At 67.5% G+C, this 11,813-nt stretch carries 10 protein-coding genes; all 10 read right to left on the bottom strand.

Features of this window, described 5'->3' with window-relative positions:
• Positions 1–7: 7 nt before the first annotated feature.
• Complete coding sequence (locus VED21_RS37040; protein ID WP_324891220.1) at positions 8–904, bottom strand: acetaldehyde dehydrogenase (acetylating); 897 nt, start codon at positions 902–904, stop codon at positions 8–10.
• An 18-nt stretch (positions 905–922) separates the two neighbouring features.
• Positions 923–1,723 carry a 2-oxopent-4-enoate hydratase gene (gene dmpE, locus VED21_RS37035; RefSeq protein ID WP_324891218.1) on the bottom strand — a complete coding sequence of 267 codons (801 nt, stop codon included), beginning with the start codon at positions 1,721–1,723 and terminating at the stop codon, positions 923–925.
• Positions 1,724–1,740: 17 nt separating this feature from the next.
• Positions 1,741–2,772 (bottom strand): universal stress protein, encoded by a 1,032-nt coding sequence (locus tag VED21_RS37030; RefSeq protein ID WP_324891216.1) that lies wholly within the window; start codon positions 2,770–2,772, stop codon positions 1,741–1,743.
• 22 nt (positions 2,773–2,794) lie between these two features.
• On the bottom strand, positions 2,795–3,223 hold the full coding sequence (locus VED21_RS37025; RefSeq protein WP_324891214.1) for a heme-binding protein: 429 nt from the start codon (positions 3,221–3,223) through the stop codon (positions 2,795–2,797).
• Positions 3,220–5,601: an efflux RND transporter permease subunit gene (locus VED21_RS37020; protein WP_324891212.1), complete on the bottom strand. Its 2,382-nt coding sequence runs from the start codon at positions 5,599–5,601 to the stop codon at positions 3,220–3,222. The genes VED21_RS37025 and VED21_RS37020 overlap by 4 nt, the downstream gene beginning before the upstream one ends.
• Before the next feature lie 32 nt (positions 5,602–5,633).
• Positions 5,634–6,683 carry a WD40/YVTN/BNR-like repeat-containing protein gene (locus tag VED21_RS37015; RefSeq protein WP_324891210.1) on the bottom strand — a complete coding sequence of 350 codons (1,050 nt, stop codon included), beginning with the start codon at positions 6,681–6,683 and terminating at the stop codon, positions 5,634–5,636.
• 88 nt (positions 6,684–6,771) lie between these two features.
• Positions 6,772–8,127 carry a DUF1329 domain-containing protein gene (locus VED21_RS37010; protein ID WP_324891208.1) on the bottom strand — a complete coding sequence of 452 codons (1,356 nt, stop codon included), beginning with the start codon at positions 8,125–8,127 and terminating at the stop codon, positions 6,772–6,774.
• Positions 8,128–8,141: 14 nt separating this feature from the next.
• Entirely contained in the window at positions 8,142–9,770 is a 1,629-nt protein-coding gene (locus tag VED21_RS37005; protein ID WP_324891206.1) for a DUF1302 domain-containing protein, read from the bottom strand.
• A 105-nt stretch (positions 9,771–9,875) separates the two neighbouring features.
• Entirely contained in the window at positions 9,876–11,066 is a 1,191-nt protein-coding gene (locus tag VED21_RS37000; RefSeq protein ID WP_324891204.1) for an acyl-CoA dehydrogenase family protein, read from the bottom strand.
• A 39-nt stretch (positions 11,067–11,105) separates the two neighbouring features.
• The gene (locus VED21_RS36995; RefSeq protein WP_324891202.1) at positions 11,106–11,645 is read right to left on the bottom strand and encodes a flavin reductase family protein; all 540 of its coding nucleotides are present in this window, start codon (positions 11,643–11,645) and stop codon (positions 11,106–11,108) included.
• Between the last annotated feature and the right edge of the window lie 168 nt (positions 11,646–11,813).

The following is an 11,813-nucleotide window of genomic DNA, read 5'->3' as shown; positions in this document are numbered from 1 at the left end:
GGGGTCCTCAGGCGGCCGCGGCCAGCAGGCCTTCGGCGAACACCTCGGCGGTGCGCGCCGCGGCGGCGGTCATGATGTCCAGGTTGCCCGCGTATTTCGGCAGGTAGTCACCCAGCCCCTCGACCTCCATGAAGATCGAGACGCGGTTGCCGTCGAAGACGGGGCCGTTCACCAGCCGGTAGCCGGGCACGTAGGTCTGCACCTCGGCGATCATCGCGTGAACGGAGCGGGTAATGCGTTCACGGTCCGGCTCCTGCTCGGTCAGGCAGTGGATGGTGTCGCGCATGATCAGGGGTGGCTCGGCCGGGTTGATGATGATGATGGCCTTGCCGCGCTTGGCGCCACCCACCTTCTCGATGGCGCCGGCGGTGGTCCGGGTGAACTCGTCGATGTTCTTGCGCGTGCCCGGCCCGACCGAGCGCGACGACACGGTGGCGACGATCTCGCCATAGGCCACCGGCTGCACGCGCGACACGGCGTAGACCATGGGGATGGTCGCCTGCCCGCCGCAGGTCACCATGTTGACGTTGGCCTCGCCGCGACCGATGTGCTCGCGCAGGTTCACCGGCGGCACGCAGTAGGGACCGATGGCGGCCGGCGTCAGGTCGATCATGGTGACGCCGGCGGCGTTCAGCTTGCGGGCGTTCTCGGCGTGCACGTAGGCGCTGGTGGCGTCGAAGGCGATGCGGATGCCGTCGGCCGCGACGTGCGGCAGCAGCCCGTCCACGCCGTCGGCGGTGGTCTTCAGCCCCATCTCGGCGGCGCGCTTCAGCCCGTCGGAGGTGGCGTCGATGCCGACCATCCACACCGGGTCGAGAACGGGGCTGCGCTTGAGCTTGTAGAGCAGGTCGGTGCCGATGTTGCCCGGCCCGATCAGGGCGCACTTGATCTTTGCGTCGGTCATGAAGACAGCCTTTCGATGTCAGTCGAAGCGGACGGTGCAGGCGCCGATGCCGCCGATCGTCACGCGCAGGTTGTCGCCGGCCTTCACCGGCACCATCTGCGCCAGCGAGCCGGACAGGATCACTTCGCCCGCTTTCAGCGGCACGCCGAGCCGGCCCAGCGTGTTGGCCAGCCACGCCACGGCGTTGACCGGCGAGCCGAGCGCCGCCGCACCGGCGCCGGTGCCGACGATCTCGCCGTTGTGCTCCAGCACCATGCCGCAGGTGGACAGGTCGACGCGGCGCGGGTCGACCAGGGCGTCGCCCAGCACGAAGACGCCGCACGAGGCATTGTCGGCGACCGTGTCCTGGATCTTGATCTTCCAGTCCCGGATGCGGGAATCGACGATCTCGAAGCAGGCCATCACCCCTTCGGTCGCCGCCAGCACGTCGGCGGTGGAAACGCCCGGGCCGCTCAGGTCCTTCTTGAGGACGAAGGCGATCTCGCCCTCGGCCTTGGGCTGGATCAGCGTCTCCATGGGGATGGTCTGGCCGATGCCGTAGACCATGCCGTCGAGAAGATAGCCGAAATCCGGTTGGTGAACGCCCAGCATGGTCATCACCGGCTTCGAGGTGACGCCGATCTTCTTGCCGACGACGCGCTCGCCGCCCTCCAGCCGGTGTGCCACGAAGCGCTGCTGGATGGCGTAGGCGTCCTCGATGGTCATGTCGGGGTAACGGCCGGTGAGCGGGTCAACCGCCTCCCCGGTGCTCAGCGCCGCGTGCAGCTCGTCGCCGAGGCGATGCACCAGCGCGGCGTCCATGGTCGTGTTCGTGGTCATGCGTCTCTCGCCTTGGTTCAAGCGAATGGGGGTGGCGGGAACAGGCCGACGAGGCGGGCGAACAGCGACTGGAAGTCCTCGCCGAAGCTGGCCGCGAAGTTGGGGTCGCCGTTGCCTGAGAAGGCATCGTCGATCGCCTCCCAGTCGGCATCGTGCAGATGCCGGATCGCGGCCGGCAGGATGATTGTTTCTTCCAACGCGATGTGCGCCGTCACGTGGGTGTCAAGGGCGCGTGCGGCGCGTGCCAGCGCCTCGGCATCGGAGGTGGCATCGCCCTCCAACGCGGGGAGCGCCGCCTCCACCTCGCGCAGCAGCTCCGCCTCAACGGCGTGCTGTCGCTGCAGTTCGGCGATGGTGGCGTCGACCTCGTTCGTGCGGCGGCGCAGCGCGCGGAACAGGTGCGATTCCTCCTTGGGGTGGTGCAGCGCCTGCGGGAACGCCCGCAGGTACAGGAGGATCGAGCGCACCAACGCCAGGTCGGGGCGCGCACCGCGCCCGCGCGCCTCGTCCAGATGGTGGCGGAATCCGCGCAGCACGACGGCCAGCGAGTCATGCTCGTCCTTGATGACGGCGAGAACCTTACAGACCGGGGTGCGGGCGGTGCGGAAGTTGGTCACCAGCACGGGAACGACGGCCCGCGCCAGCACGTCGAGCGCCACCGAGCCGAGCATCATCGGCATCTTCCCGGCGCGCCCGCTGGTCGACAGGAAGATCAGGTCGCAGCCGCGTTGCGCGGCCGCTTCCAGAATGGCCTCGGCCACGCGGTCCGAAGCCACGCCCAGGGTGCGGCTCGGCACGCCCCGCGCCTCGGCCTCGGCCTGCGCCTTCGACAGAACGGCCGGCGCACGCTGCGTGTAGCTGACCGCGAAACGGTCAGGGGCCATGGTGTGCAGCAACGCTGCATCGCTGCGCAGCGATGCGGACTCGTCGGGCACGGCGTGGAAGAAGGTGAGTTCCGCTCCCAGCGCCTTGGCGAAGGACACCGACTGGCTGATCATCTCGGCGGAGAACGGGCCGCCGTCGATGGGCACCAACAAATGGCGATACATGTCCGGGCTCCCGGGTAGCGGTTCAGATGGTGGCGATGCAGGCGAGGCCGGTGGCGGCACAGGCGACATCCTGCTCTTCGCTGCCGCCCGACACGCCAACAGCGCCCAGCAGCATCCCGTCGGCATGGATGGGCAGCCCGCCCGCGAGCGTGACGAGGCGGGGCCGCTGGGTCAGCGCGTGGCGCACGTGGTCGGGCTGGCGCGCTAGGCCCTGGGCCAGCGCCGCGGTCGGCAGACCGAAGCTGGCGGCGGTGAACGCCTTGTCCTGTGCGATCTCCACGGTGTGGAAGGGCGCACCGTTCATCCGCCCGAAGGCCAGCGGCCGGCCGCCGGCGTCGACCACGGCGACGCTGACGCGGATGCCGAGATCCTGTGCGTGGCGCAACGCGGCGCCGACGATGCTCTGGGCGGCGTCCCAGGCGAGTTGCGCCGCGGCGATGGTGATGGTCATGACGGCCGCCCTCCCCGGCGCGGCAGCAGGAAGCAGGCCAATGCCGGCACGAGGACGAGCGCCCCCAGCATATTCCACAGGAACATGAAGGTCAGCAGGATGCCCATGTCGGCCTGGAACTTGATCGGCGAGAACACCCAGGTCAGCACGCCCAAGGACAGCGTGACGCCGGTGAAGACGACGACGCGCCCGGTGAACAGCAGCGCCCGGTAGTAGGCGGTGTGCAGGCTGGCCCCCTGGCGCAGCCAGGTCTGCGTCACGCTCAGCACGTAAAGGGCGTAGTCCACGCCGATGCCCACGCCCAGCGCGATCACCGGCAGCGTCGCCACCTTGACGCCGATGCCCAACACCACCATCAGCGCCTCCGCCAGCACGGAGGTGAGGACCAGCGGCAGCACCGCGCAGACCACCGCCCGCCAGGAGCGGAAGGCGACGGCGCACAGCAGGACCACCGCCGCGTACACGCCGATCAGCATGCGGTCGTTGGCATGCTTGACCACGATGTTGGTCGCCGCCTCGATGCCGGCGTTGCCGGCCCCCATCAGGAAGCGCGCGTCCGCCGTGCTGTTTTCGGCTGCGAAGGCTTCCACCGCGTCGACCACACGGGCCAGCGTGTCCGCCTTGTGGTCCTTGAGGTAGGCGTAGAGGGCCAGAAGGTCGCAGGTGGCGTTGAACAGCTCGCGCGGGGCGCGGGCGGCGCCGGCGTTGATCATCCCCTGGTTTGATGGCAGGCCGTACCATTTGAGGACGCCCTCGTTCATCCCCACCATCGTCCACTTGGTCAGCGCCGCCAGCGAGTTGGTGCCCTCCACTCCGGGCAGCTGGCGCAGCCGCCATTCCAGGTCGTCGACACGCAGCAGGGTGTCGTACTGGGCGCACTGGCCGGCCTTGGCTTTGGCCATCACGACGAACACGTCGCTGCTGGCCTGGTAGTTGCGGATGATGAAGTCGTTGTCGCGGTTGTAGGTCGAGGTGGGCCGCAGCTCCGGCGCACCGGGATCGAGGTCACCGATCTTCAGGTTGAGGCTGACCGTGTAAGCCCCCAGACCCAGAACCAGGGCGGTGGTCAGCGCGGTGGCGGCCCAGCGCCGCTCGGTGAAGGCGCCGAGGAAGCGCCACAGCGGGTGACGCACGTGGCCGGGCTCATCCACCGCGCTCTCGTCCTTCAGGCTGCGCAGCGCCGCCTTCGGCGAGACGCCGGTGAAGGACAGCAGCACCGGCAACAGCGCCAGATTGGTGAAGACCAGGATGCCGACGCCGATGCTGGCGATGGTCGCCAGTTCCTGGATAACCGGAATGTCCACCATGTGGAGCACGGCAAAGCCGACCACGTCGGCCAGCAACGCGGTGGCCCCAGCCAGGAACAGGCGGCGGAAGGTGTAGCGGGCGGCGATGAGCTTGTGCGTGCCGCGCCCGATGTCCTGCATGATGCCGTTCATCTTCTGCGCGCCATGGCTGACGCCGATGGCGTAGACGAGAAAGGGCGTCAGAATGGAATAGGGGTTCAGCTCGTACCCCAGCAGCGGCAGCAGGCCCAGCAGCCAGACGACGCCGATCAACGTGCAGCCCAGCACCAGCGCCGTGCTGCGGGCACAGCGGGTGAAATGGTAGAGCACGGCCGCCGTGATCAGGATGGCGATGCCGAAGAACACCAGCATGGCCTGCAGGCCTTCGATCAGATCGCCCATCACCTTGGCGAACCCGGTGATGTGCAGGCTCACCCCCTGCGCCTCGTACTTCGCGCGCAACGCGTCCAGCGTGTCGGACAGGGCGCGGTAGTCGAGGCGCCGCCCGGTTTCCGGGTTCACGTCGAGGATTGGCACGTAGATGATGCTGGAGCGGAAGTCCGGCGCCACGATCTGGCCAATTTCACCCGAGCGCGCGACGTTGTTGCGCAGCGCCTCCAGGCTGGCCGGCGAGCCGTCGTAGCTGTCGGGGATGACCGGACCGCCGTCGAACCCGTCCTCGGTAACGCCCAGCCAACGCGTGGCCGGCGTCCACAGCGACTTCATGAAGGAACGGTCGACGCCCGGTACGAGGTAGATCTCGTCGTTCAGGCGCTGGAGCGTGTCCAGATAGTCCCTGGTGAAGATGTCGCCCTCGCCCTTCACCGCGACGGCGATGCGCAGCGCATTGGCCAGCCCCTTCAGCTCGCTCTCGTTCTTGAGGTAATTGACGATGTAGGGGTGACTGGTCGGGATCGTCTTGACGAAGCTGGCGTTGAGCCGCAGCCCCAAGGCCTGCGCGCCGAGCACCACCGTCAGGATGGTGCACAGCGCCACCACCAATTGGCGATGGTTGAACAGAAGCCGCTCCAGCAGGTTGCCGGATCGCGCATCGAAATCGTTTAGACTGGAGATGGTACGGAAACTTGACATGGACGACTCGTTCTCCATTCTCCGGCTGTTCTTCACTTCGCCGGTGCCAGCGACAGGGTCGCGGTGCCACGCGCACCCACGGCGAGCAGCCCGCCGCCCGCCAGTTCCACTGCATCCAGGAAGGGGAAGGCGCGGCCTTGCGGCTGGCGGTCGAAGGCCATGCCACGGTCGCGGCTGAGCCAGACGGTCCCGGCCTCGTCCAGCAGGACGACGGACCCATCGCCGAGCGCCACGGCGCCGGTGAAGCTGCTTTGGGTGGGCAGTTCCAGCTTCGTCCATGCCGCGCCGCCGTCGGCGGAGCGGTAGAGATTGCCGCGCAGTCCCAGCGCCAGCAGGGCACCGCCAGGCGCCGCGACAAGGCCGAAGAAACTGCCGACATACGGACTGTCGAGCACCGTGAAGCGTCGGCCGCCGTCATTGGAGCGCAGCAGCAGCCCCTGCTCGCCGGCCAGATAGACGGCATCGCCGTCGGCGCGGATGGCGTACAGGTGCTTGCGCTCCGGGTTCGGGACACGGTCCAGCACCGGCTGCCACGACGCGCCGCCGTCCAGCGTCTCGAAGATCAGCCCGTAGGCGCCGATGGCGAGGACCTCGCGTCCGTTCTTCACCAGAAGGTCGAAGAACGGCTTGTCTGGGCCGTCGCGCACCAGCCGCTCGGCCTCGGCCACCGCCTGCACGTCGCCTTTCGGCGTGGCGTCGAGGACCAGTTGCGCGGCGGCGCGGCCGTCGAGCTGCTTTGTCCAGGTCGCGCCGCCGTCGACGGTGCGCAGGATGACGCCGCCGTGCCCGACCGCCCAGCCCAGCCGGGCGTCGGCGAACCGCACGGAGGTCAGCGTGACGGAGGTCGGCACGCTGACCTGCCGCCAGGACACGCCTGCGTCGTCCGACAGCAGGATGTGCCCGCGCTCCCCGACGGCAACGATGCGCTCACCGGCATGCGTCACCGCCGTCAGCAACGAGCGGGGGGCAAGCGCACTCGCCACCGCGGGACGGTCGAGCGGATCGGCCGCGGCGTGCGCCACGGAGGCGCCGGCCAGGAGAGCCACCGGCAGAATGACGGCGAGCGACAGGGTTTTCATCATGGCAAAGCCTGACTGAACGGGGCGGAACACGGTGACGCTCCCGCCGCCCCGAGACGGGCCCGAAGGCGGCGGGAAAGGGGGCACGGGGTCAGCGGGCGGTTTCACCCACCACGGAGTCCGGCGTGAAGAAGCTGTCCGGACGGGAGGACGTGGGCGCGTACCGGGCGTCGGGGTCGCCCATCGCACAGCGATAGATCCACGCACCCGTCTGCAGATTGTGGAAGGACTCGCCGCAGTGGGTCACAAGACCCGGCAGATCGGGTGCCGCGAAGGGCAGCATGAAGCTGGCGCGCCAGAGCTGCCCCTGTGCATCCCACCCGTCCATGAGGGAAGACCCCCAGGCATCCTCGTCATAGTACTGGATGCGCTTGGGAACCGCGTGCCGCTTGCCAGCCTTCAGCGTCTGCTCCACCACCCACACACGATGGAGTTCCCAGCGCATGAGTTCGGGCTTCAGGTGGTGCGCTCCCATCGCCTCTTCGTCCGAGACGCCGAACAGGCGATTGGTGTTGTAGGGGACGAACATCTCCTTCTTGCCGAGCAGCTTGTAGTCGAAGCGTTCCGGAGAGCCGCTGCCACCGAACGACTCGTCAAAGAAGCTGATGCCCGAGGCCACGAAGTCGGGGGTGTCGAAGCCGATGTTGGGGGCGCGGCGGATGCGGCGCTGGCCGGCCAGATACTGCCAGATCAGGCGCGCCTTCGAGTAGTCGTTCGTCTCGCGGATCAGAATGGCCTCACCCGCGCGGAAGGCCGGGGCGGTCGTCCACTGCACCGCGTAGAAGTAGCCGTTGTCGCTGTCGCTGTGGCCATCCTTCCGGTAATAGGGATATTGCTCGAGCGTCTTCGCTTCCGTGCCCAGGACCGCGCGGCCGTCGTCCGTGACCGTCCAGACCTTGTATCGGGCTTCGATCGCCTGACCGCGCCAGCGGGTCAGGTGGTTCCAATGCACCTCCAGCCCGTTCTTCGGGATCGGGAAGGGCACACCGCCATACGCCCCTTCCAGCGTCAGCCCGTCGTTCTTGAGCTGGGCGCTGGTGGCGTTCTTGAAGGTGTTGTCATAGACCCACTGCGGTGCCGCCGCGGTGCGCCGGGTGGGATAGACGTTGATCTTGAAGGTCGCCGGATACTTCTTCAGCAACGCCTGCACGCCGTCGCTGAGGCGGTCGGCGTACTTGCCCATGTTCTCGGCGGTGATGGTGAACAGCGGCTTGTCGGCGGCAAACGGGTCGCCGCGCCGGTCGCCCGGCGTACCGCCGGGCGCGGCGGTCAGGCCGCCGCTCCAAGCCGGGATGCTGCCGTCCTTGTTGCCGGCCTTCTCGGCACCGAACGGCGTCAGGGTGGTCTTGAGCTGTTCCGCTTCCTGGGCAGTCACCGCGGCCTGGACAGTGCCGGCTACCAGAACGCACAGCGCACCGAGCACCGCACCATATCGGGTGTTCTTCATTCCTATCCTCCCGGTCAGAAGGTGCGGGACAGGCTGAGCGCCACGAAGTCCCGGTCCCTCAAGGTTTGCTTGAACGTGAAGAGTCCGCTCACCGGATCGACCGACGGCGCGGCGGAGCCGAAGTAGTGCGTGTAGGACAGCGAGAACTTCCAGGTCTTGAGGTAGTCGCCGTTGATGCCGATACTGATGTCGCCGCCATGCTCGGGCCCGAAGCCCTGCACCACCGAGGAGCGGCCGTAGGGGGTGTAGCCGATGCCGATGGGAACGCTGATGTCCAGGCCGTTCAGCACCTGAAAGTAGGTCGGCTCGAAGACGAAGCGCAGCGAGACGGCGTCGCGCGTGCTGTTGGGGTCGAGCGCCTGCGGGTTCTTGGTGATGTTGAGCCGGTGATTCCAGGCGATTTCCGCTATGAGGTTGGCGGCTTCCCAGATCTGGTTCCCACCGTACGCGTCGATCATCGACAGGTTGGCGTGCAGCGAGTTGCCAACCGGGTAGGCAGGATTGGAATGGTTGTCGGCCCCCGGACCGGCGAGCACCGAGCCGCCGGTCGCCACCAGCGGCATGTTGCGGCGCATCGACACCTCGCCGGCGACGTTGGCCGTGCCCAAGGTGGTGCTGAAGCTCGCCCCGTAGACCTGGATCGCCTCCGGGAAGACGAGGCGGTACTCGCCGATCTTGCCCGGCGCACCGCCGGCGCCGACGCCGGGCTCCACATAGACCTGGAAGAACTTGTCGTGGTAGCGCGCGGCGTAGAAGCCGAAGTCGGTGTTGACGTCGTCGGGGCGCCAGCGCACCTGCACGCCGCCCTGGCCGCTGTCCTTCGCTTCCACGTCCCGGCCACGGTAGAAGGACAGGCCGCCCGGACCGGCATGAACGCGCTCGCCGCCCTTGTCGACCGCGTCGGCGATGCTGAAGTAGCTCCCCGACGCCGGAATGCGGTGGCGGTCCCATTCGAACTGGTAGTAGGCGCCGACCGAGACGTTCTCGTTGACCTGTACCTGGCCCGATACTTGGTTGACCGGGCGCAGCAGCTCCTTGAACTGGGTGTTGGGAACCGAGATGGCCTTGATCGCGTCGATGGGCGACTGCGCGGCGGCGATGCCGTTGGAACCGAAGAACAGGCTCTCGCCATACAGCAGCGCGTGCCGGCCCAGCCGTCCCTTCACGTTCATCTCGCCGACGTCGGCCTTGCCGAAGACGAAGGCGTCGAGCAGTTCCGCCTTGCGGCCGTGCAGATTGCGCGTGTCGCGGGTGAACGAGTCGTACGGTGCCGAAACGGCGTTGTAGGTGAACGGGAAGTCGTTGCCCGTTCCGCGGTTGTAGATGGTGTCGTACCACGCAGCCCCGCTGACGCGCGCGCCGACGTTTCCGTAGGTGACGTCCAGTTCGCTCAGCAGGTCGAAGCGGTTGGAAATGAGGCCCCGGTCAAAATTTCGGTCGCCGTCGTCGAAATTGGGGTTGGTCAACAGCTTGTCGGAACGCGACGCCACGCGCGCGGCCGCGCTGTACTTGACCGTGTTGTCCCAGCGGATCTTGAGATCGGTGCCGGTGTCGATCTCGGCACCAAACGCCGACGACGTGACCGTGGCCCCCAGCGCCGCAGCCGTCACCCACCCCCATCGCTTCCTGGTGTTCGCTTTCATGTTTCCCCCCCAAGGAATTCGCTTGTTTCTTGACGCCGACGCGGTGCCTGCTCTTGCCCGGCCCGTGGGGCGGGACGGACGAGAGCAGTGTCCCGGTCGTGCGTGTCAGGCCTTCGGCAGCCCGTACATCAGCGGCGGCAGAGGCTGGCCGAGGAGGTAGCCGCCGAGGGCCTCGGCGTTGTGATCGGCGTTCTGCGTGATGTGGTTGGCGCCGACGAGCGTATCGCGGAGCACCCGCTGCATGGGGTTGGACAGGAATACGCCGCGGGCCGACAGCGCCTTGTACAGCAGCAGCACGGCCTCTTCGCACTCGCGCCCGACACGGGCGAAGTCAAGGGTGTAGTGGACACGGTTGTCCACGGGCACCAGTTCGCGCCGCGCGATGTAGGATGCCGCTTCGGCGGCAACCTGGAGGATCCGCGCGCGGGCGGAACGGACCCTGACCACCGCGTTTCCGAGGCGATCCTTGGCGTAGTGGTCGAGGGCGGCCTGCGGGCAGCCGTTGATGTTTTCACGAACCTTGATCTGTTCGATGAAGATATCGATCGCGCCTTGAGCGAACCCGACCATGACCGCCGACACGGACCCGAAGAACGCCATCCCGAACGGAAACTGATACGTATCGGCCCCATCGCTGAGGTGGTAGTCGATCATGCTGTGGGCCCGGTGCTCGGGCACGAACACGTTCTTCAGGACCAGGCTCTTGCTGCCCGTCCCGGCCAGGCCGAAGACGAACCAGTCGTCGAGGAACTCATAGTCGGAACGCGGCACCAGCAGAGCGAGACGGTTGATCGGACGGCCCTGTTCATCCTTCAGCCAAACACCGATGAAAGCCCAGTCGCCATGATCGGTGCCACTCGAGGTGCCCCACGTCCCGTTCAGGACGTAGCCGCCTTCGACCTTTGTGACGGTGCCGAACGGCGCGTACGAGGAGGCGACCAGAACGGTGTTGTCCTTGGCCCACACGTCGTCACCGGCACGGGGATCCATCAGGCCGAATTCCCATTGGTGGACGCCCAGGATCATCATGTTCCAGGCGCTGCTGCCACAGCCGCGGCCGAGTTCCATCAGCACGCGCCAGAACACGTCCGGGGTCATTTCCCAGCCACCCCAACGCTTCGGCTGCAGGATCTTGAAGAACCCAGCCTGCTTGAACGCGTCGATCGTCTCCTTGGGCACACAGCGCGCCTTCTCGACCTCGTCGGCGCGCTCGCGCAGCATCGGGATCAAGGCCCGCGCGCGCTCCACCAGTTCATCCGCCGACGGAATTCGGGCGTCAGCAACAGCAATGTTCATGAGAAGCACTCCAATATCTGAAAATGTTCGCGCGTCGCCTCAGGCGAGTTTTGCGAAGTGTCCGTCGAAGTAGAGAAGCGGGTCGGGAGCGACGGGAGCGGCGGCGACCTGCACGTCGACGACGCGGCACAGGAAGACGCTGTGCGTGCCGGCATCGATGGTTTCGGCAACCCGGCAGTCGAAGCCGACCAGCGCGTCCTTCAGCACCGGCGCCCCGGTCACCCGCTCGACCCAGTCGGCCCCCTGGAAGCGGTCCTCACCGGCCACCCCTTCGACCATCCCGGCGAAACGCCGGGCTACCGCCTCCTGCCCGTGCGCCAGCACGTTCACGCTCAGCGCCTCCGAGGCGGCAATCAGGGTGTGTGCGCGCACCTTCTGGTTCACGCACACCAGAAGCCGCGGCGGATCGGCGGTCACCGAACACAGCGCCGTCGCCGTCAACCCGGCGCGCACCCCGCCATGGCGGGCGGCGATGATCGTGCAGCCGGCAGCGAACAGGCGCATGCCCGCCAGAAAACGTTCACTGGACACGGCCGGATCGGAGGCGGCCGGCGCGGCCGTCAGGGGAAACGCGGTCATCGAAGGTCTCGTGTGTGGGAGGATGTGGGTCAGGCGGAGCGCTTGTGGCCCCAGTCGCTCAGCTGCGAGTAGCTGGCGACCGTCCAGGACGCGTCGTCGATGACGATGCCGCCGTATCCGATCTCCAGGTTGAAGCCCGACGGCGTGCGGCAGTAGAAGGAGAACATG

It is taken from the genome of Azospirillum sp. (assembly GCF_035627195.1).
Classification (GTDB): Bacteria; Pseudomonadota; Alphaproteobacteria; order Azospirillales; family Azospirillaceae; genus Azospirillum.
This window is presented reverse-complemented; position numbering and strand designations above follow the sequence as displayed.

What these genes read in the sequence shown, in the direction of transcription:
- VED21_RS37040 (WP_324891220.1), bottom strand. Translation starts at nt 904, where the DNA reads ATGACCGACGCAAAGATCAAGTGCGCCCTGATCGGGCCGGGCAACATC.
- dmpE (WP_324891218.1), bottom strand. Translation starts at nt 1,723, where the DNA reads ATGACCACGAACACGACCATGGACGCCGCGCTGGTGCATCGCCTCGGC.
- VED21_RS37030 (WP_324891216.1), bottom strand. Translation starts at nt 2,772, where the DNA reads ATGTATCGCCATTTGTTGGTGCCCATCGACGGCGGCCCGTTCTCCGCC.
- VED21_RS37025 (WP_324891214.1), bottom strand. Translation starts at nt 3,223, where the DNA reads ATGACCATCACCATCGCCGCGGCGCAACTCGCCTGGGACGCCGCCCAG.
- VED21_RS37020 (WP_324891212.1), bottom strand. Translation starts at nt 5,601, where the DNA reads ATGTCAAGTTTCCGTACCATCTCCAGTCTAAACGATTTCGATGCGCGA.
- VED21_RS37015 (WP_324891210.1), bottom strand. Translation starts at nt 6,683, where the DNA reads ATGATGAAAACCCTGTCGCTCGCCGTCATTCTGCCGGTGGCTCTCCTG.
- VED21_RS37010 (WP_324891208.1), bottom strand. Translation starts at nt 8,127, where the DNA reads ATGAAGAACACCCGATATGGTGCGGTGCTCGGTGCGCTGTGCGTTCTG.
- VED21_RS37005 (WP_324891206.1), bottom strand. Translation starts at nt 9,770, where the DNA reads ATGAAAGCGAACACCAGGAAGCGATGGGGGTGGGTGACGGCTGCGGCG.
- VED21_RS37000 (WP_324891204.1), bottom strand. Translation starts at nt 11,066, where the DNA reads ATGAACATTGCTGTTGCTGACGCCCGAATTCCGTCGGCGGATGAACTG.
- VED21_RS36995 (WP_324891202.1), bottom strand. Translation starts at nt 11,645, where the DNA reads ATGACCGCGTTTCCCCTGACGGCCGCGCCGGCCGCCTCCGATCCGGCC.